Genomic DNA, 21,569 nt, shown 5'->3' with positions numbered 1-21,569 from the left:
AAAATTAAGTCATTGTTGATTATTAAGTTAAAGTCAACAATGACTTTTTTATTTAATTTTTCATTTATCCTTTTAAAACTTTAAAACTTTAGAATCTTTTTCAGTAAGTAAAAATTAATAATTTGTAAAAAAACATAATAAATAAGTTGAATTTAGAAAAAATGCATAATTTGTTATAAATTTATACATTGAAAAATTTATTTTAATTTTGTATTATATAAGTGATAAAAAAATAGCAAATCTAGGGAAATCTAGAGACGCAAAGCTAAAGGGGCTAAGGTTTTATATAACTATGCTAGCCAGTTGCCGAAGAATTTATATTCTTTGTTAATTTATAAATGTATATTTTATTTAAGCATGTATATTTTTGTATTGGCTTTATTTTTATACATTTATTTTAGGTAACTATCCTTTAACTAACAATTTAAAGGGTAGTTTTTTTATTTGATTTTTTAATTGGTTAAATTTATAGATATAATTTAAAAATTTTTTTAATATATATTGACTTTATTTCTTGAAATTTAACTAAAATCAATAACAGTTTAAAACAGAGAAATTTTTATAACGTATGTTAAATGTAGAATTAAAGTTTTGATAGAACAATTTAAAGATAATGAAAAATTTTTATAAAGAATATTAAATAGTGAAAATTTACATATAAAAGTAGTTAGTTTTATAAAATAGGGGGACATATAGTATGAAGAAAAAAATATCAAAAATTCTTATTGCATCAATGGTAATGTCAAATGCAAGTCCAGTTTTAAATGTTTATGCTAGTGAAGTTATGAAGAAAAAAATAACTGCTATAGAGAAAAGTGTAGTAAATAAAGCATCTATAAATAAATTTGATTTAAATAATTATGAAAATTTTGATAAATATAATGAGAAATATAAGGTGCAAAGAAGTGAAATTCTTTCAATAAAAAATAATGGGGGTCAATATGCATCAAGTTCTATAGATAAGGCTATAGATGGGGATTTAGCTACTCATTGGGAAACAGGAAAACAAAATAGTTCTAATTTTACAAATGAGGTTGTAGTAGAATTTAATAATTTAGAGTCAATAAATAGAATAGCCTATGCAACAAGACAAGATGGGGCAAAGGGAAAAGGGTATCCAACTCAGTTTGAGATATATGCTTCTAAAACTGATAATGATAGTGATTTTGAATTAGTTTCTCAGGGAGAAAGTAAGGTATCAGGAAACCTTATGGAGTTTAAGTTTGACAAAATAGAAGCTAAGAAAATCAAGTTTGTATTTAAAGCAGCTAATCAAAGTTGGGCAAGTGCATCAGAGTTTTGGTTTTATAAAGAAGATAAGCTATTAGATAAGATGGATAGATTATTTAAAGATGAAACTATGAGTCAGGTAGCTGATGAGTTTAATAGCTTAGAGAAATTAAATGAACTAGAAAATGAAGTTAAAGAGCATCCATTTTATAATTGTTTTAAAGAGAGCATAAACGATGCGAGGGAAATAATAAATGAAAATAAAGTGGAAGCTACAAAGGCAACTACAAGAATTTTTAATGATTATTCTAATGAAGAGTATTCAAAGTTATTTAAAATGGATAATAAAAATATAAAGAGTATTAAAAATAATGGAGGGAACTATAGAGGGCAAATAATAGAAAATGCTATAGATGGAAACGCAGATACTTATTGGGAAACTAATAAATCAAATACTAATAACTTTTCAAACGAAGTAGAAGTAGAGTTTAATGAGGCTATAGAATTAAATAGAGTTGTTTATGGAGCAAGAAAATCTGATAATAAGGGATTTGCTAAAGAGTTTGAAATATATGGTTCAAAAACATCTAAGGGTGATACATTTAATCTTATAGCAACCGGTGAGCACAACAAAGTTTCAGGCTTAGTTGAAGCAAAATTCAATCCAACAAAGTTTAAAAGAATAAAGTTTAAATTTAAAAATTCAGATCAAAACTGGGCAACTTTATCAGAATTAGCTTTCTATAAACAAGATGAATTAAGTGATAAAATGGAAAGATTATTTACAGATAATAAAATGGACAATGTATCTGAAGAATTTAATAGTTTAGAAAAGTTAGAAAAATTAGAAGAAGAAGCTAAGAAACACCCTCGTTATAATTACTATAAGGAAGATTTAGAAAATGCTAAGTTAATTGTTGAAAATAAAGAAGTTCAATATACTGATGCTAAGGTATCTAGTTTCTTAAATCCAAATAATGAGTTACTTTCAAGCTATGATGCTGTTTATAAGTTAGATAAGAGCAAAATAAAATCAATCAAAACCAATGGAGGTCACTATGCATCAGAGGTTATAGAGAAAGCTATAGATGGAGATTTTAATACAAAGTGGCATTCAGGAAAGCAAAATAATTCAGAGTTTAAAAATGAAGTAGTAATAGAGTTAAATGAATTAACTCCACTAAATAGAGTAGTATATACAGCTCCACGTGGTTCAAATAGAGGGTTTGCAGAAGCCTTTGATATTTATGCCTCAAGAACAAGCAAGGGGGATAAGTTTGAAAAAGTAACTAGTGGAAAGGCTAATATAACTCAAGATTCAGTAGAAATAAGATTTAACACAACAGAATTTAAGAGAATTAAGTTTGTATTCAAAAAAGGATATGAAGATTGGGCTTGTGCTAGTGAGTTTGGATTATATAAAGAAGATAAAACTCTAGAGAAGGTTCAAGGATTATTCAAAAATGGATTGATGAATGAATTATCAGAAGAATTTAATACAGAGGAAAAATTAAAAGTTTTAGAAGATGAAATGAGTAATCATCCTTTAAAAACTTTATTTGAAGAAAAGTTTGAATTAGCACATAAAATACTTAAGGGTGAGTTGGAAAATGTAAAGATTATAACTGCTGAGCAACATGGAGACATGGTAGCACATGCTAGTAAAAACTTGAAATTTGGATTTGGTAACAATAATCAACCAACAGGAATATATGCAAAACCAGGAGAAACAATAACTGTTTATGTGGATGCAGATTCAAATGAACCTTTACCAAAATTAGCATTTTCTCAGCAAGAAGGAAGTTTTGGAAATTGGTTAAGAACTGTTAGCTTAAAGCCTGGTAAAAACGTAATAACTGTTCCAGAGATAAGCAAGGATAAATGGTACAAGCATGATGTAACTAAGGGAGGACCAGTGTATATAGTAAATCCTTATACTAGCAAAGAGCAAAGCAAAGCTCCAGTTTTAAGATTTGCCACAGGTCACAAATTCCCTTTTGTTACAAAGGATAGTAATGTGGAAGAATTTAAAAATTTCTTAATAGAATATAAAAAGAAAATAGATGAAGATGCAGCTAAACATCCAAATGTTTTAGATAGAGAAGTAATAGATGTTTTTGAGTTTGTAAGTGACCATATAGTTTGGACAGGGACTGCAACAGGAGCATATGAAACTTATATAGAAAAAGGGGTAAATCCTTTAGACACAATAAAATCTTACAATACTCACATGGAAGAATTATTTAAGTATTATGCTTTAGATGGAAGTAATGAAAAAAATGACCCTAAGTATATAAGAGAAAATGTTAGATTAGCTCAACCTTTTGGATATATGTATGCAGCTACTGGGCATATAGGAGTACAAAAAGATGTAATGGCTAACCACTTAATTCCATTTGAAGATAGAGGGCCATCATGGGGATTAACTCATGAAATAGGACATAAAATGGATATAAATGCAAGGGTATATGGAGAGGTTACAAACAATATGTTACCTATGTATATGTCTGTTTATTACAATAAGATAAATAAAAGAATACCGTATGAATCTGAGGTTTATAAGAATGTAATAAGTGAGAATTCTAATAAATATACAGAGGGTGGATATTTTGAAAACCTAGCTGTGTATTGGCAATTAGAAATGTATAAACCAGGTTATTGGGGAAAATTAAACAGATTATATAGAGAAAGAGATGTTGACTTAGGAAAGGAAAATCCTAATAATGTTAAAATGCAATACTTAATTAAATTCTCATCAGAAGTTATAGGGGAAGATTTAAGTGAATACTTTGCTAGACATGGATTTGAAGTTAATGAAGAAACTAAAAAAGAAACTAGCAAGTATAAAAAGCCAGATAAGAAAATATGGTATTTAAATGATAGCAAGGTTGATTATAAAGGAAATGGATTTACTAAGGATCCTAGCCTAGAACTTTCCTTAAGTAGAGTTGAAAATGGAATTAAATTGAATTTTAATGTGGATAATGAAGTTAAATCTGATTTATTAGGATATGAAATATTAAAAGATGGTGAGGTAATAGGCTTTACATCAACTAATTCTTTTGTAGATACAAAGACAAGCAAGAATAAAAACTCTAAATACGAAGTAATACCATATGATATAAACCTAGGAAAAGGTAAAGAGGCTACAATAAATTCCTTTGCACCAAGTATAAGCCTTCAACAAAAGAAAATAACTTTAAAATTAGGAGAAGAGTTTAATCCTTTAGAATATGTTAAGGTATTAGGATATAAAGGGGATGATTTAACTTCTAAGGTGAAGGTTGAAGAAAAAGTTGATACTAAAAAGCCTGGTATATATGAAGTTAAGTACACGTCAAATGATAAAGGTATGACAACAGAAAAGATTTTAGAGGTTGAAGTAGTTAGTGAATATGACTATTTATCAGATGAAGAGTGGAAAAATGTAGAAACACAGTGGGGAACTCCAAGAAGAAACACAAACATAAAAGGTAGAGTTAATGGAGAGATTAAAAATTTTGAAAAAGGTTTTGGAATACATGCAAATGGAAAAATAACTTATGATTTATCAGGTAAAGAGTATGATAATTTTGAAGTCTTACTTGGAGTTGATGGAGGAATAGAAGCCCAAAATAATTCAAGTATAAAATTTGAAATAATAGCTGATGGTAAAACTTTAGCAAATACTGAGGTTTTAAAGCATGCTGATAATATGAAGTATATAAATATTCCTGTTAAAGGAGTAAAAGAATTGGTAATAAAAGTTAATGATGCTGGAAATGGAAAAACTTCAGACCACGGAGTAATAGTTAATCCTAAATTAACTACAAATAATGCAAAACCTACTATAACTCTTGAAAATGCAGTAATTAATGTTAAAGATAAATTTAATATATTAGATGGGGTTACTGCTAAGGATGCAGAAGATGGAGATTTAACATCAAGCATAAAAGTAAAATCAAGTGACTTTAAAGAAAATAGAGGGGGAGTATATACTGTAGTATATGAAGTTTCAGATAAAGATGGAAATACTGTTACTAAGGAAAGAAAAATATATACAATAACTAATACTGAAAGCTTAAGTGATATGGAATGGAAAAAAGCAACTTCAGGATGGAGAGAAGTAAAGAAAAACAAGAGTGTTGAAGGAAATACTTTAACTTTACTTGATGAAAAAGGACAAGAAGTTAAATATGATAAAGGCTTTGGAACTCATGCAAATTCAGAAATAGTTTATGATTTAGCAGGAAAAAATTATGGAATGTTTGAAGCCTATGTTGGTGTGGATAGAGAAATGAGAAATTCTAATGCATCATCTGTGATTTTTGAAGTATATGTTGATGGAGAAAAAGTTTTTGATAGTGGACTTATGAAATCAAATACTGAGAGAAAACATGTTTTAGTAAAAATTGCAGGAGCAAGTGAACTTAAATTAGTTGCTAAAGATGGTGGTAATGGAAATGCCGCAGACCATGCAGACTGGGCTGATGCTAAAGTTTATAATACAAGTGATAAGCCAGTATTAACTGGGGAAGAGGTGGCTTTAAATATAGGAGAAGATTTTGATCCATTAAAAGGAATAGTTGCCAATGACCCAGAGGATGGTGATATATTAAACAAGGTACAAATTGTAAATAATAATGTAAACACAAAAAGAGGAGGTAACTATGTGGTATCATATGAAGTTACTGACTCTCATGGAAATAAAGTAACGCTAGATAGAAAAATTTCAGTTGCTAATGCTTATGACTATATAAGTGATAAAGCTTGGGAATCAGCTAACTCAGGTTGGGGAAGTGTGAGAAAAGATAAGAGTGTTGAAAATAATACCTTAACTTTACTTGATGAAAATGGAGAAGAAGTTAAATATGATAAGGGTATTGGAACACACTCAACTTCAACAATAGTTTATGATTTATCAAAAGAAAATTATAAGTTTTTTGAAGCCTATGTTGGTGTAGATAGAGAAATGAGACATTCAAACGTATCATCAATAAGTTTTGAAGTTTATGTTGATGAGAAAAAAGTTTTTGATAGTGGCCTTATGAATTCAAACACTAAAAGAAAGCATATTTTAGTACCAGTAGTTGGAGTTGATAAACTTAAATTAGTAGTTAAAGATGGTGGAAATGGAAATGGAGGAGACCATGGAGACTGGGCAGATGCTAAGTTATTATATGTATCTCCTAAAGATTTCACATATTTAGAAAAAGTAGTTGAAGAGGCGAAAGGCTTAGATGTAAAACTATACACTGAAGAAAGTTTTGCTAAATTACAAGAAGTTATGGAGAAAGCTAATAAAATATTAGAAACTAAAAATCCAGAACAATCTTTAATAGATTCTACAACCTCAGAAGTTAGAAAAGCTATTGATGGTTTAGAGAAAGCTATTGATTTAACAGAAGTGGTTAAAATACAAGATGCTAACTTAAAGCAGGCTATAAAAACAGAATTAAATATTCAAAGTGATGAAATAACAGTGGGAGATATGCATAAATTAACAAAGTTACAAGCAGAATGGGCTGAAATAAGTAACTTAGAAGGAATACAATATGCTATAAATCTAGAAAGTTTAAATCTTAATAATAACCAAATAAGGGACATATCCAAGTTAAAAGATTTAAAGAAACTTAAAGATGTTAGCATAAAAGAGCAATATGTTGTTATAGAATCACCACAAGAAATAAATGGTAAGTATATTATAAATGAAAGCTTTATAGGAAAAGATGGAGAAAAACTTCTTCCAAGTGAAATAAATATAAGAAAAAATAAAGGGGAAGCAACTGCCAACATAACAAATGTTAATGTTGAAAATTCCTTAAAAGATGGAAATGTGGAAATAGATACTAAGCTTTTTGAAAATGGCGTTAGTGGTATAGCGGTAGTGTATAAAGATTTAGAAGGAAAATATGAGGTAACTCTTTCAACCTTAGTAAATAGATAATAAAAAAGCAAATTAAATGAATAAAGAAGGATTAAATTAAAATACCTAATTTAATCCTTCTTTTTTATCAATCTATATTCAGAAAAAAATTTTATAATCAGAATATTCTAACTATAAATTACTATTAATTTATGTTTAAAACAGTACCAAGTACTGATATGCCATAGCCTAAATTCTTTTCAAAGTATCCAGTGGTAGAAATATCCATATAAAATTTTCCTACCTCCGTAGTAAGTGTTTCATTGTGAGTATGTTTCTTAAGAGCTAATAAACGTAGATTTTCTGCTAATTTCATTATGGCTTTTTGAAAATCTTTCCCGCTTTCAACTGAGTTCTTAAATTCAATTAACATAGAACGTTCATCAGCAGTTGTTTCTGTATTTAAAATCAAATCATAAACTTTAGCTAATAAAGCATTTTCTTCTTCTATTCTTTTTTCTTTTTTACTCAATTTAATCTCCCACTTTCTAACCCAATATTTATCTATTATATATAAAATTATTTATATTAAAAGTATTTTAATAAAACCATTCTAATTCTAATATAAAACTTTTAACAATAAATTTCAAATAAAAAACAAGAAGTAGGCAAATAGGTTATTTTTTGTATGAAATATTATTTACTTTTATTTGAAATCCATTTACTTAATAAAAAATATTAACTTTGTTTATATAAATTAAATTTAATGCATTTAAAGAAATATAATCAAATTAATAATAGGAAAAAATATTAAATATGTAATTTAAATGGAATTAAGCAAATAAACACAAATTAAATATTTTGTTTTAATATATACAAAAATGTATTTTTTTGTTTTATATGTTAAAATAAGTTGTAGGCAAATGATTGATAGTATTGAGAGGTGTTAAAAATGAGTAAAATTATAGATGGAAGTATAACTATATATGAAGCATTACAGAATATAAAAAATGGAAAATATGTAATGCCTGCATTTCAAAGACAATATGTATGGGGAATGGAGCAAATTGAAAAATTATGGGATTCTATATTACTTGATTATCCTATTGCAACGTTTTTGTTTTGGCATGTAGATGATTCTAATGTAACATGGGATACATATTTTTGTAATTTCTTAGGAGAGGTTACTTTTGATAGTAGAAAGCAAGCAGATAGTATAAATTATGAGCTAACAAGTATAAATGTTGATACTACTGATATAGCAGTATTAGATGGACAACAGAGATTAACTTCATTATTTTTATCACTATTAGGAGAGTCATATATTCGTCCAAGCTATGCAAGAAAAAAGAATGGTAGCAAAATTATTACTAAATTACTAATTGAACTTAATAAAAACAAGATTACTATAGATGAGGAAGAGTATAATAGCAAGAAATTTGATATTAAGTTTAGTGAAAAGGTTGGTAGACTTAGTCCAACACAATTTGAAATAAAGAATATAATTAGTGAAAAATTTCAAGATGAAACAACTAGAGAAAATGCAATAGAAGAGGCAATTTTAAATGTTCCAGCAGATAGTAAAGAGTATGCAAGAAATATATTAAACAAACTTTATACGAAGATTTTTGAAGAAAAGCTTATTCGTTATACTAAAATTGAGGATATGAAACAAGATGATGCACTTGAAATGTTTGTAAGATTCAATAGTGGTGGTAAGGCTTTACGTAAATCTGAAATTACAATGTCAATTCTGGAAGCTTACTGGCCTAGTGCAAAGACTGAGTTTGGAAAGATATTAATTGGATCTTATGGAGGTTTTGGAACAGACTTTATTATTCGTTCAGCATTGATGCTTTATGGTGATGTTGTAAAATCTAACATAAATAAAAAAATAGCAGAGGATTTGAAAAATAATTGGAGTGATTTCAATAAAGCACTTAAAAATCTAGAAAAGATACTTAAAGATATGAAAATTGACGTAAGTCGTTTCTCAAGTAGTTGGAATGTTTTATTACCAATAATATACTATATTTATTATAACCCTGATTATAATAATAACATTGAGGGGGTTAGAGCATATTTATTTAGGGCAATATTCTTCACATATTTCCAGTCAGGAACAACTGGTAAATTACAGCAAATGAGAAGTAATATAAATAGTTTTGATTATGAAATCACCATTGAAATGCTTGATCAAATGAATGATTTAAGAGTAACAGATGGTAAAATTGAAGATGTGGTAAATTCTGAAAAAGGTAGTAGAGTTGGAGGAGAAGTTCTTTATTATCTTAATTTAGATTGGATAAATAAGAATTTTAAATATGAACAAGACCATCTTCATCCATATAGCAGATTTGATGAGAGTAAGCCTGTATCTGTAACAATGGAAGAGTGGAAAAGATGGAGAGGAAATAGAAATAGATTACCTAATATCCATCTACTTGAAGGAAGAAGTAATGGTAGTAAGAATAATATGAGACTTGTTGATTACTATAATGATATGAATGATGATCAAAAATCAAAGTTTCTTAAAGAGGCTATTATACCAGAAGGAGTTTCTCTTGAAATTAATGACTTTGAAAAGTTCTATGAAAAGAGAAAAGAAATTCTTGTTGAAAAAATCAGAAAGCTTTTAGTATAAATGGAAGAACTAAATTTATATTCCATGAAAGTTTAAAATGAGGTATAATGTGTCAAATTTAACAATTGAAGCATTTAAAGGCATAGGAAGTTTAAAGCCTATGTTGTTTTATAAGTATAATGTAACTGGAAAAGGAAAATGTGATAATTTTTACAAAATCATTAAGAGTGCAAGATATAAGATGCATTCAAGAAATATGTTTAAGGGTGTATTTATAAAAGATGATAAATTATATACATTAGAAAAGTTTGAAGATATAGAGGACTTAGATTTTGCAAATATAAACTTTGAAAAAAGTGAAGTTTTAAATATAGAAGATAATAAAGATATTTATGGAGAGGTTGTTAAGTATTACATAAATTTAAATCTTAAAAAGGTTAAAGTTTTTGGTAAATATAATAAATACAAGGCTAATTTCACAGAAGAAATACTTGGGAATACAATATTAACTAAGGAGTTAAAAGAAGAATTTAAGAAAAGTAATAAAGGATTTGAGTTAAAAAGAAAATTTAGAATTTCTCCTGTAGTTAATAAATTAGGTCATGTAATTTTATATTTAAGCTGTTCAGCTGATTTTTCAACTAAGAAAAATATATATGAGATGATGAAAGAAGGATTAGATGTAACTGGACTAGCTGTAAAAAATGAATGGGCTAATATAAATGGGAATTTAGTTATAGAAAGTATATTGGAAACTAAAATAACTGAACCAACAAGCTTAGGACAATCATTAATAGATTACTATAAAAATAATAATCAAGCATATAGAATTAAAAATTTTACTGAAGAAGATTTAGATGCCAATGTAATAAATGTAAAGGCTAATAAAAGAAATTTGTTTTTTATACCACATGCATTAAAACCTATTATAACTAGAGAGTATTTATCAAAAAATGATTCCTCTTTTTCTAAAGAGATTGAGCCTTTGATTAAGATGAATATGAATTATAGATATGAGACATTAAAAGCATTTGTTAGGGATATTGGAGTTATTGAAGAACTTAATAATTTAAGTTTTGAAAATAAATATTATGAAGAAGTTGGTTTATTAGGTTATAGCAGTGGGAAAATAGAGGAACCAGTCCTTGTTGGATCTAGAGGAATTATAAAAAATAAGATGCAGATATTTTCTAATGGTTTTTATAAATTACCAGAGGGCAAGGTGAAATTTGGAGTTTTATATCCTAAAGAGTTTGATGAGATAAGTAGAAAAGCTATAAGAGCCATATATGATTTTTCTAAATATGGAAAATATCATGGAGAAAGAAATAAATACATACCAGAGAATTTAATGAATGTGGAATTTAATCATAAAGAATGTATTTTTGAAGGGTATAAATTAGGAGATATTACTGAATATAAAAAGGCTGCATTAAAGTTAAAGAAATATAATAAGGTAGATTTTGTAGTAGCTGTTGTACCTGATATGGGAGAGGAAGAAATAGAGAATTCTTATAATCCTTTTAAGAAAATATGGGCTGAGCTAAATTTGCCCTCTCAAATGATATCAGTAAAAACAGCAGAAATCTTTGCAAAAAGTAGAGATAACACAGGATTATATTATTTACATAATATAGTTTTGGGTATTTTAGGAAAAATAGGAGGAATACCATGGGTTGTTAAGGATATGAAAGGAGAGGTAGATTGTTTTGTTGGATTAGATGTTGGAACTAGAGAAAAAGGAATTCATTATCCAGCATGCTCTGTTGTTTTTGATAAGTATGGAAAGCTTATAAATTATTATAAACCAAATGTTCCTCAAAGTGGAGAAAAGATTAATACTGATATACTACAGGAGATTTTTGATAAGGTGTTAATTTCATATGAAGAGGAAAATGGAGCTTATCCCCAAAATATTGTTATACATAGAGATGGATTTTCAAGAGAAGATTTAGAGTGGTATGAAAAGTATTTTGGGAAAAAGAACATTAAGTTTAACATAATAGAAGTTAAAAAAAGTACACCATTAAAAATTGCAAATATAAAAGAAGGAAAAATATTAAATCCAGAAAAGGGAAGCTATATATTAAAAGGTGATAAAGCATATATGGTCACAACTGATATAAAAGAAACTTTAGGCTCACCAAAACCGTTGAAAATAGAGAAATCCTATGGTGACATTGATATGCTAACTGTGTTACATCAGATATATGCATTAACTCAAATACATGTTGGATCAACAAAGAGTTTAAGACTTCCAATAACCACAGGATATGCAGATAAAATTTGTAAAGCAATAGAATTTATTCCACAGGGGAGAGTGGATAATAGGTTGTTCTTTTTATAAGGTTAAAAATTACTTATATTAATTTTAGTAAAAACTCTTTATGCTTATATTTTATTAAGTATAAAGAGTTTATTTTATATGTGTTAATTTTAAGAGAGCCTATTATATGATAAAATTATATAGTGATTAAATTAGAGTGTTCTATTAAATGAATATAGTTAAATAAGAGTGTGAAGGTGTATGATATGGAAACTAAGATATACAAAATAGATATGGGTTTAAATGGTAGAAATTTTAAGGATAAACCAAAGGTTAATTCTCCTTTAGGAAGAAATAAGGGGAGTTTTTATTCTATTTCAAATTTTAAGAGGGGACTTGAGGATTTCTTTTTGGAAGGAAACCTTTATTTCATTGATAGTCAAGAGAGCCTTGATACATTCAAAAATCTTTTAGGCAATCAATGGATTGGGGGAAAGCAATATTATTTGAGTCATCCTAAAAATGAAACTTCTCTTATTGAGGCAAGGTGTTTTCATGAGTACATATTAATGGAGCAGATAGGTGAAATAGCAACTTATCTTCATAAAAATCTACATTGTAACAAGGTTTTGGTTAATATTAAAGAGGGAAATGATTTTTCAAGTTTTAAGGAGTTAAACATAGAGGAGGATAAGCTTTCTGAATTTGGAAGAGTTACCTTAATAGATTCTAAGTCTTTAGAACTTACCTTTTATGGTGATGAAGAAGAGAATTTTAAAAAAAATACTTGTTTTTGGATTGATGATTTTAAAGAATTAACTACTAAGCTTTCAAATCAGGAGAAAAGGGAGTTTTCTTACACACTAAATCTAGATAATTCCTTTGGAATGAGTAGTAAAATAGCTAAGAAGATAGGAATTAATCCCTCATGGCTTAATAAGATTGTTATTGAGTTTAAATTTAAATAAAGACTTTAACTAAATTTTAGAGAAATTTTAATTCTAATACAGTTATATGTCATAATGAATCATATAAATTAAAAATTTGTTTTATATTTTATCTAATAAAATTAAAGGTTTATATATGAATAAAAGGTTATATTATTAACAAATTTATCATATAATGTTAAAATAAACTTAATGGATATACTTAGGAAGGAAATGATGAATATCATGAGAAAAGTATTAAGTTTATTAATAGTTATAGGAATTTTAGGTGGTTCTTTTATTGGATGTGGAAAAAATAATAAACAGATGGATAATAAATCTACAAATAATATGAGTAGCAATATTAATAAAAATAAAGAGGAAAATTCTAATAAAATCTCTAATAAGAATAGTATGGATGATAAAAAAGGCTGTGATGAAACCATAGGTTTCTTGAGAAAAGTGGCTATAGATAATGGATTAATACCAGTAGAAATTCTTCATTTAACTGATGAGCAAGCAAAAAGTTTTGGAAATGGAAATCCAGACCTTGCAATGAAATTTCAAGGAAGAAGTGCCGTGGTAGCCAGTTTAGATGGAGATTTAAATGACAAGTTAGGAAAGTTTTATGTTGATACTACAAAAGATAATGCTAAGCTTGGACAAGCTGATTATTTAATAAATGGAAAGAAAGCTTGGATAACTACGATTATGGAAGCAAGTATTTATTTATCTGGCTATAATGAGGGAGCTAATTTTGCCATAATAGGTGAAAATGGAAAAGTTTATAATTACAAAGATCTATATGATGCAGCTAAAAAAGATGAATTAAAGCAATTAGACATAAAAACTAATAAATATAGAGAGGTGTCAGCAGGAGAAATAGCCTATGATTACTTCAATCCATTTTGGGTAAATAGTACAGGCACACTTATAACTTCAAAAAATAATCCAAAGCCATCTGATTGGCAACCAGAAAATACAAATTGGCAACCAGAAAAGAATGATAACAAATAAAATGAAAAAAAACTCTTTTTATAACTCAATAACAAGAGTTTTTTTTATGGAAATGATTTTTCAAGATTTGAGGAGTTAAATATAATAGAGAATATTAAAAATAATAAGGAAGATTTTTATAGAGTTTTATTTAAAAGGGAGAGTATATTATGGGAAAAGAGTATTTAAAAGCAAAAGAAAGTGATTTTGAGGAATTAGTAGACTTCATAAACTATGTATTTAGTCATTCAGGTGGTAAGACAGATTTTCCAACTTTATTGCCTAAGTTATATAGAAATAATGACACCATGAAATATCATCACATTATGAAAGAAGAGGGTAAGATAAAAGGAGTGGTTTGTTCATTTCCACTAAATCTAAATCTACTAGGGGAAAATGTTAAGGTAGCTGGCATAGGTTCTGTAGCAGTTCATCCTTATTCTGAGGGAAAGGGATATATGAAAGAACTTATGACTAAGTCTATTGAAGATATGAAAAATGAGAATGTGGATATGAGCGTTCTTAGTGGATATAGACAGAGGTATGAACATTTTGGCTATGAACCCTGTGGAGAGCAGATAAACTTTAAGATTCTAGATTTAAACATAAATTATAAGTTTACTGAAGAGGATTATGAAGGTATAATGTTTGAAATTTTAGATGAAAGTAAAAGTAATCTTTTAGAGAAGGCATACAAGATACATTCCTCTAAAACCATAAAGGTAGAAAGAGAGAGGGAAAAGTTTTTAGACATAGCAAAGTCATGGAATGCAACCACTTATTCCATATACAAAAATTATGAGTTCATAGGCTATATATCTTCAATTAACAGCACTATTTTTGAGGTGGCTTTAGAGGATAATAATGATATAGACCTTGTTATAGCCTCATATATAAAAAGATTTAAGCTAGGGAAAGTGAATTTAAGATTAGGAGTTCATGAAATTGAGAAAATATCTAAGCTTATGAAGATATGTGAGAATTACTCAATCAATATAAACAACAACTTTAGAATATTTAATTATGAAAAAGTAGTAGGGTTATTTTTAAAACTAAAAGCTACCTATTCAAATTTAGCTGATGGAGAATGCAGCATAGGCATAGAAAATTATGGGGTTTTAAATATAAAAGTTAGTAACAATAATATAGAATTAAAGAAAATAGAAGAATATAAGGATGAATTAAGTAAGGAAGGGTCAGGTAATAAGGAATTAAAATCACAAAACATAAGAAAATTTCATATTGAACTAGGGGAATTAGAGGCAATGAATTTCATATTCTCCCCATTAAAATCTTATTTTGATTTTAATAAAGATATTCCAAACTTTATACAGAGCTGGTTTCCACTACCTTTATATATAGAAAACCTAGATTGCGTTTAAATATAAGCATTTGCTAAACACTTAAAAAAATAAAACCATGAATATAGAATCTCTTAAGTTGTTATGAAAAAATAGCTTAATTATTCTTAAAATTATTCTTTCTTTGAAATTTATATAAGTTTGAATAAATTTTTGCATGGTAAACAAAGCTGCAAGATGATTTGATTTTTTGCAGGTTAATCAAAGATACTAATAATTTAAGCAGTGATAAAACAAGTGCGTTTATTAGAATCGTTAGTGCTAAAATCGGCTACTTTGGCAGGCGTAGAACCATTTAAAGAAGTTTTAGGCTAAAATAATAGGTAATTATGAAAAATAGATAAATACTTATATAGTATTTAATTTTAATATTAAAGCTGGAAGAAGTACTCACCTATGCTTTTTAAAATTTAATTGGAAAAATGTAAAATGATTGTTGTTATAATATTATAACAATAGTCATTTTGTAAATAAAATTAACTATTCATCAAATATTTTTTGTGAAATACAATTTTCTTAATAACAAAATTAAAATATAAATCAAGTACTAATAATAACAAAATTTTTACCAATTAAAATTGTTTATAAAACATGCTTAAACCATTGAAATAACTACATTAAACACAATTTTAAAATTAATACTTTCAATTAATGAAAAACATTGGTAAAATAGTATTAGAAGTAAGTAAATAACTAATATTAAGTTAAATCTTAAAATAGAAGAATGGCTATTTTTCAAGTATTGAACCTTAACATAGGATGTATTTAAATGATGTAAATTAATTCTTATTTTTAAGCATTTTTGAAATTGAACCTTAACATAGGATGTATTTAAATATCAGCATACCCTGACTTTGCGAATTTACTTTTTCTATTGAACCTTAACATAGGATGTATTTAAATAGATGAACATGAAGCAGAGGAAGTTATAAATGCTGAATTGAACCTTAACATAGGATGTATTTAAATGAATATTTTTTATTTAAAATTGATATTTTATCTTAAATTGAACCTTAACATAGGATGTATTTAAATAGTGGTTCTGTTACAAATGGTTTTTTGCATTTTGTTATTGAACCTTAACATAGGATGTATTTAAATATAGTAATAAAGCAATTGATTGCTCTAAGCCATACATTGAACCTTAACATAGGATGTATTTAAATTATTTCTCCTCCATTTGTTATATTGTTACTTGTTATATTGAACCTTAACATAGGATGTATTTAAATTTGTATGTCAACATATTTAACATTGTCATTTCTTCATTGAACCTTAACATAGGATGTATTTAAATTTAGCTTGATAAACTAGAAATTTACTCATCTTCCTATTGAACCTTAACATAGGATGTATTTAAATTGTTTACCAGCGCTTGAAAAAGTGTGGAGATATAGTATTGAACCTTAACATAGGATGTATTTAAATTTGCTTATTATAAAAACTTCTACAGAATCATTTTTATATTGAACCTTAACATAGGATGTATTTAAATAGTTTACAAACAAGCTACAGATGAAGAAGAGAGCTAATTGAACCTTAACATAGGATGTATTTAAATACATTATCTTGTCCAATTCTAAAATTACCTTGAAGATTGAACCTTAACATAGGATGTATTTAAATGTTGAAAAGAAAAATGTAATTGCAAATTTTTCTAATTGAACCTTAACATAGGATGTATTTAAATAATGATGTAAGTTTATTAACAGATTGTTTGGTTCAAATTGAACCTTAACATAGGATGTATTTAAATATATAAGACGTTCCTCTAATAATCAACAATATATTTATTGAACCTTAACATAGGATGTATTTAAATAAATTTTTCTTGTTTAAATACTCTTATAAGCTTATATTGAACCTTAACATAGGATGTATTTAAATACAACACTTGCACCATTAACAACTTAGAAAAGGCTAATTGAACCTTAACATAGGATGTATTTAAATTAATCAACAGCCTTTATAACATCTTTTCTTCCAGCATTGAACCTTAACATAGGATGTATTTAAATTTTGACATTGAACCTGTATTAAATCCCATAGCATATTGAACCTTAACATAGGATGTATTTAAATACAGTTGGTTGAGATGCTACTGGCTGAGGTGTAAATTGAACCTTAACATAGGATTTATTTAAATTAGCTTTTGTTGCTGCGGTAACGGCAAGTTGAGCATTGAACCTTAACATAGGATGTATTTAAATAGATTACATTACTAAGACAGGAAAAGAGAGAACTAAATTGAACCTTAACATAGGATGTATTTAAATAACATTTTAAAACAACTACAAGAAGAGAACACTAAATTGAACCTTAACATAGGATGTATTTAAATGAAGTGATGTATTCAGGCTCATTATCAAGAGTTGGATTGAACCTTAACATAGGATGTATTTAAATGTTGGAAGTGGTGCAGGTATAGAATTTAAGGGTAGATTGAACCTTAACATAGGATGTATTTAAATGAACTTTTCATAAAGTCGTTTATTTCTTCAATATCATTGAACCTTAACATAGGATGTATTTAAATCATATAAGAATATTTTTTATTATTACAAGTTATAATATTGAACCTTAACATAGGATGTATTTAAATCTTGCTTTAGTTCTGAACTCCTGAACTTTAAGAGCAAATTGAACCTTAACATAGGATGTATTTAAATTGTTTATAAGCATGAAATTAGATTAAGAAAAGACTTATTGAACCTTAACATAGGATGTATTTAAATAACGTAACAATTACAATAACAGAGTCTACTAATCTTATTGAACCTTAACATAGGATGTATTTAAATTTCGTAGTTAAATCTTCAATACTCAAACCATTATCATTGAACCTTAACATAGGATGTATTTAAATATTCGCTCTTGAGCTTCCTCTAATGTATATAGACAAATTGAACCTTAACATAGGATGTATTTAAATGATAGATATATATTGTTATCCATTATATTGTCTATTAATTGAACCTTAACATAGGATGTATTTAAATGCTATAGCAACTAATTTACCAACTATATTAATGGCATTGAACCTTAACATAGGATGTATTTAAATTAAAAGAAATATATAAGAATCCTTCTATAACTTTATTGAACCTTAACATAGGATGTATTTAAATAAATTAGGCTATAACATAGACAAAAGATTAGCAACATTGAACCTTAACATAGGATGTATTTAAATAGATAGTATTTCTATAGGAAGTAGTATAGTAGTATAATTGAACCTTAACATAGGATGTATTTAAATAATCTGCTCCAATCCACATTTTCCAATTTCTGCTCATTGAACCTTAACATAGTGTACACATTAAAAAGATAAAGACTAAAATTAGATTATCAAGCTTTTTAAAATTTGTTTAAATGATAAAAGTATGGATAATTAAGTAATAAATTTATAAAATAAAAAATAAATTTTAAATAAATAATGGAATAAAATTAAATAAATGGTTAAATTTAAAAAAGAAAAATTTGACAAGTAAAAAAATGGTGATAAAATTAAATTGTCAAATATATTTAATTAATGTTAACTCTTTGAGTGTTTAAAAAATATTTTTAATGAGTGAAAATTTTTAACTATAACATAAGATGTTTTTGACAAAAGGTAAATATTATTAAGTTAAATTTTTGAATTTATTATGTATTTTATCAAGAACTAAACTTAATATAAAGGAATATTTTATAAGGAGGTGAGAAGAGTGAATATTTTTCAAGAAGATATAAAAGTTTATACTTTAGATGATATAAGTCAGAGTGATGCTTCAAAAGAGATTTGTAAGCTTATAGATACAACTTTATCGAGAAATGATGAATTTTTAAGTTTACATAAGAAAAATTCGTACAAGATGTACACTTTTAATTCTTTTTATCCTGTTGAAAAAGAAAAGATTTATAAAAAGGACAATATTTATACTTTTCAATTACGAACAATAGATAGCAAGTTAGCTAACTATCTTTTAAACGAACTTCATAAAAGTTATACAAAATCATTAAAGTGTATAAAAGTTGATATTAAAGAAATAAAAAAACATCATATTGATAGACTTTATTCAATTACTCCAGTTGTAATTAAAAATGATTTTGGGTATTGGAAAGGCAATATGAATATTGATGAGTATGCAAATAGATTAAAAGTTAACCTGATTAAAAAGTATAACGAGTTTTATGGAGAGAATATAAATGAAGATTTTCCTTTATTTAATTCTATAGAATTTAATAATAAAAAACCAATAGCCACAAATTATAAAGAAATAAAAATTCTCGGTGATAAATTAACCTTAAATGTAAGTGATGATGAATTATCTCAAAAGATAGCTTATATGAGTATAGGTGTAGGAATTGGAGAAATCAATTCAAGAGGATTTGGATTTTTAAACTATAGGTGGCTATAAATTTTTGATATCTATTGTAAAAAATAAACTTAAAAGTAAATAAAAGTAGTTAGTCAACTAATTTTATTTATTAAGAAATATTTAAAAGCATAATTAATTAAAAAGTAGTTTAAATAAAATAATTATTGGTATTGAAACCTTTGATATGATAAGTAGAAGTTAATTAGGAGGGGAGGAAAGAATGGATGTTAGATCAAGTTAAAAACTATATTTATAGTAATTTTGGGGATAATTTAGAAAGCAAAATATTAGACAATTATATTCCAAGTGATGGAACTTATTTAATAGTAAAGCCAGATGAAAATGGAAATCTTAAAGAATTTTTTAGAACTAATATTATATTTGATAAAAAAAATAAAAAAATTGATTCTACCATAGAAAATTTTAAGCTGATTTGTAAAATGGATTATAATAGTCTTATAAATATGCAAAAACCAATTGATGGGAAAAAAGTTATACATAGTAATAACTATTTAAGTTTTTTTATTAAAAAAGATAGTTTAAAACCTGATGAAAAAAATGGAAAAAGAAAGCTGAACAAAGAGCGTATAGATGAATATTATAAGATTCTATCAAATCAAAGAGAAAAATATTATAAAAAGAAAAAATCTTTAGAGATATATGAAGAAGTAGAAAAGCAATTAGGAGAAGTTGATTTAGAAAAGCTATCTAAGGTTAAGTCTTGGATTTTGGAAAATATTTTTACTTTAGATGTAGATTTAAAAGATAAAAATTATTTAAAGATATTCTTCTTGTTTGATGAAGAGGATTTTTACAAAGAAGGTAAACGTTATTTAGTTCCAAATATTTATAATAGCAATGAATATAACTTGAAAATAAATGGAGAAATTAAGGGAGTTCCCAATGATAATATGGGCTTAAATTCAAAAAAACCTTATTTAGAAAATAAGACAAGAGATTTAGGTTTTCCAACCTTATTAAATCAAGAGGAGGTTTTAAGACAGAAAAAAGTTTTTGATTTTCTTTTTAATTTAGCTGTACAAAGAAAATGTAACGTTTATTTAAATGATTCAGAGTTTTTTGCTATTGAGGATGGAGAATTTTTAAAGGAAGAATTCAGTGGGATTTACATAAGAGTTTTAAAAGGAAAAGAATGTGAAATTAAGGATTATGACATTATTCCAAAATATTCTCCTAAGTTAAATAAAGTATTTGAATTTAAAAATATAATAGGTGAAAAAAGAGAAGTTTTACTTCAAAACAGGAAAAAAGAAGATAATTGGGACTACAAAGTTATTGATAATAAAAAGGATTTACAAAGCTTAATAAATGTAATATTTTTTAACAAGTTTTTAATAACAAATTACTTTTCAGAAGATATTTCAATTAAAGAAGTTTATTTAAAAAGAGCTTTATTTATGGCGAGAGGAGAACTTTTTAATTGGTTCTATAAAGGTGATAAAACTCATGTTTGGAATGTTTTAAATAAAGCTTCAAGATTATCCTTAAAAACTTCTTTAGATAACGGATATTTTATAAAGGCGTTAAATCAATTTAATTTAATCTACTCTTTAAAAGAGTATTTTGAAGGAGGAGAGGAAAGCATGGCTGATATTCTTATGGGCATAAGAAAAGGATTAAGAAATAAAGTCTTAGAAAACAAAGAAGATGCTATAGAAAGTGATAGAGAATATTTTTTTGCAGTTGGTCAATTAACTTCATATTTAATAGGAAAGAGCAAGGGTAAAAACAAGCCTTTATCTTTAGCAAATCCAATAATTAATGCGAAAAATGATGAGATAATAAAGTCAAATCTTTTTAAGTTTTATAAAAAATATAACTATGATTTAGACTTAGTTAAAGATGTTAGATTTAAAAGACTTTATACTATGGTTTTAGGATATGAAGTAGAAGGTAAAATACAAGGTGATTTCATAACAGCGGGATATTTAAGCGGCAATATAATATTTGAAAAAGTTGAGAGAGAGGAGAATTAGTTA

The 21,569-nt window shown here is 26.5% G+C and carries 9 protein-coding genes, 1 CRISPR repeat array and 1 riboswitch; of the genes, 8 read left to right on the top strand and 1 reads right to left on the bottom strand.

Going from position 1 to position 21,569, the window contains the following annotated elements; all coding sequences use genetic code 11:
- Positions 1 to 224: 224 nt before the first annotated feature.
- A riboswitch (cyclic di-GMP riboswitch) is annotated at positions 225 to 311 on the top strand.
- Positions 312 to 697: 386 nt separating this feature from the next.
- Positions 698 to 7,156 carry an NPCBM/NEW2 domain-containing protein gene (locus tag Q1K13_RS03220; RefSeq protein ID WP_300347695.1) on the top strand — a complete coding sequence of 2,153 codons (6,459 nt, stop codon included), beginning with the start codon at positions 698 to 700 and terminating at the stop codon, positions 7,154 to 7,156.
- 124 nt (positions 7,157 to 7,280) lie between these two features.
- Here Q1K13_RS03220 and Q1K13_RS03215 read toward each other — a convergent pair whose 3' ends face one another.
- Positions 7,281 to 7,607, bottom strand: coding sequence for a bacteriocin immunity family protein (locus Q1K13_RS03215; protein WP_300347694.1), 327 nt, complete (start codon positions 7,605 to 7,607; stop codon positions 7,281 to 7,283).
- A 420-nt stretch (positions 7,608 to 8,027) separates the two neighbouring features.
- Between Q1K13_RS03215 and Q1K13_RS03210 the strand changes: the two genes are divergently transcribed.
- From Q1K13_RS03210 to Q1K13_RS03180, 7 genes are all read left to right on the top strand, one after another.
- Complete coding sequence (locus Q1K13_RS03210) at positions 8,028 to 9,719, top strand: DUF262 domain-containing protein (protein ID WP_300347693.1); 1,692 nt, start codon at positions 8,028 to 8,030, stop codon at positions 9,717 to 9,719.
- A gap of 49 nt (positions 9,720 to 9,768) precedes the next feature.
- The gene (locus Q1K13_RS03205) at positions 9,769 to 12,006 is read left to right on the top strand and encodes a Piwi domain-containing protein (RefSeq protein WP_300347691.1); all 2,238 of its coding nucleotides are present in this window, start codon (positions 9,769 to 9,771) and stop codon (positions 12,004 to 12,006) included.
- Positions 12,007 to 12,191: 185 nt separating this feature from the next.
- Positions 12,192 to 12,893, top strand: coding sequence for a hypothetical protein (locus tag Q1K13_RS03200; protein ID WP_300347690.1), 702 nt, complete (start codon positions 12,192 to 12,194; stop codon positions 12,891 to 12,893).
- 195 nt (positions 12,894 to 13,088) lie between these two features.
- Positions 13,089 to 13,868 carry a hypothetical protein gene (locus tag Q1K13_RS03195; RefSeq protein ID WP_300347689.1) on the top strand — a complete coding sequence of 260 codons (780 nt, stop codon included), beginning with the start codon at positions 13,089 to 13,091 and terminating at the stop codon, positions 13,866 to 13,868.
- Between the two features lie 149 nt (positions 13,869 to 14,017).
- On the top strand, positions 14,018 to 15,229 hold the full coding sequence (locus Q1K13_RS03190; RefSeq protein WP_300347688.1) for a GNAT family N-acetyltransferase: 1,212 nt from the start codon (positions 14,018 to 14,020) through the stop codon (positions 15,227 to 15,229).
- Positions 15,230 to 15,949: 720 nt separating this feature from the next.
- Positions 15,950 to 18,467: direct repeats of the CRISPR family, unit length 30 nt; unit sequence ATTGAACCTTAACATAGGATGTATTTAAAT.
- 448 nt (positions 18,468 to 18,915) lie between these two features.
- Positions 18,916 to 19,608, top strand: a complete 693-nt coding sequence (gene cas6 / locus Q1K13_RS03185) for a CRISPR-associated endoribonuclease Cas6 (RefSeq protein WP_300347687.1) — start codon at positions 18,916 to 18,918, stop codon at positions 19,606 to 19,608.
- A 185-nt stretch (positions 19,609 to 19,793) separates the two neighbouring features.
- On the top strand, positions 19,794 to 21,566 hold the full coding sequence (locus Q1K13_RS03180; RefSeq protein ID WP_300347685.1) for a type I-B CRISPR-associated protein Cas8b/Csh1: 1,773 nt from the start codon (positions 19,794 to 19,796) through the stop codon (positions 21,564 to 21,566).
- The last annotated feature ends 3 nt before the right edge of the window (positions 21,567 to 21,569 follow it).

The sequence above is a fragment of the Clostridium sp. genome, from assembly GCF_029267215.1.
Taxonomy (GTDB): Bacteria; Bacillota; Clostridia; order Clostridiales; family Clostridiaceae; genus Sarcina.
The sequence above is the reverse complement of the archived record's forward strand: the minus strand, read 5'-3'. Positions and strand labels throughout refer to the sequence as shown.

Coding starts and splice junctions, on each gene's coding strand:
- Q1K13_RS03220 (WP_300347695.1), top strand. CDS start 698: ATGAAGAAAAAAATATCAAAAATTCTTATTGCATCAATGGTAATGTCA.
- Q1K13_RS03210 (WP_300347693.1), top strand. CDS start 8,028: ATGAGTAAAATTATAGATGGAAGTATAACTATATATGAAGCATTACAG.
- Q1K13_RS03200 (WP_300347690.1), top strand. CDS start 12,192: ATGGAAACTAAGATATACAAAATAGATATGGGTTTAAATGGTAGAAAT.
- Q1K13_RS03195 (WP_300347689.1), top strand. CDS start 13,089: ATGAATATCATGAGAAAAGTATTAAGTTTATTAATAGTTATAGGAATT.
- Q1K13_RS03190 (WP_300347688.1), top strand. CDS start 14,018: ATGGGAAAAGAGTATTTAAAAGCAAAAGAAAGTGATTTTGAGGAATTA.
- Q1K13_RS03180 (WP_300347685.1), top strand. CDS start 19,794: ATGTTAGATCAAGTTAAAAACTATATTTATAGTAATTTTGGGGATAAT.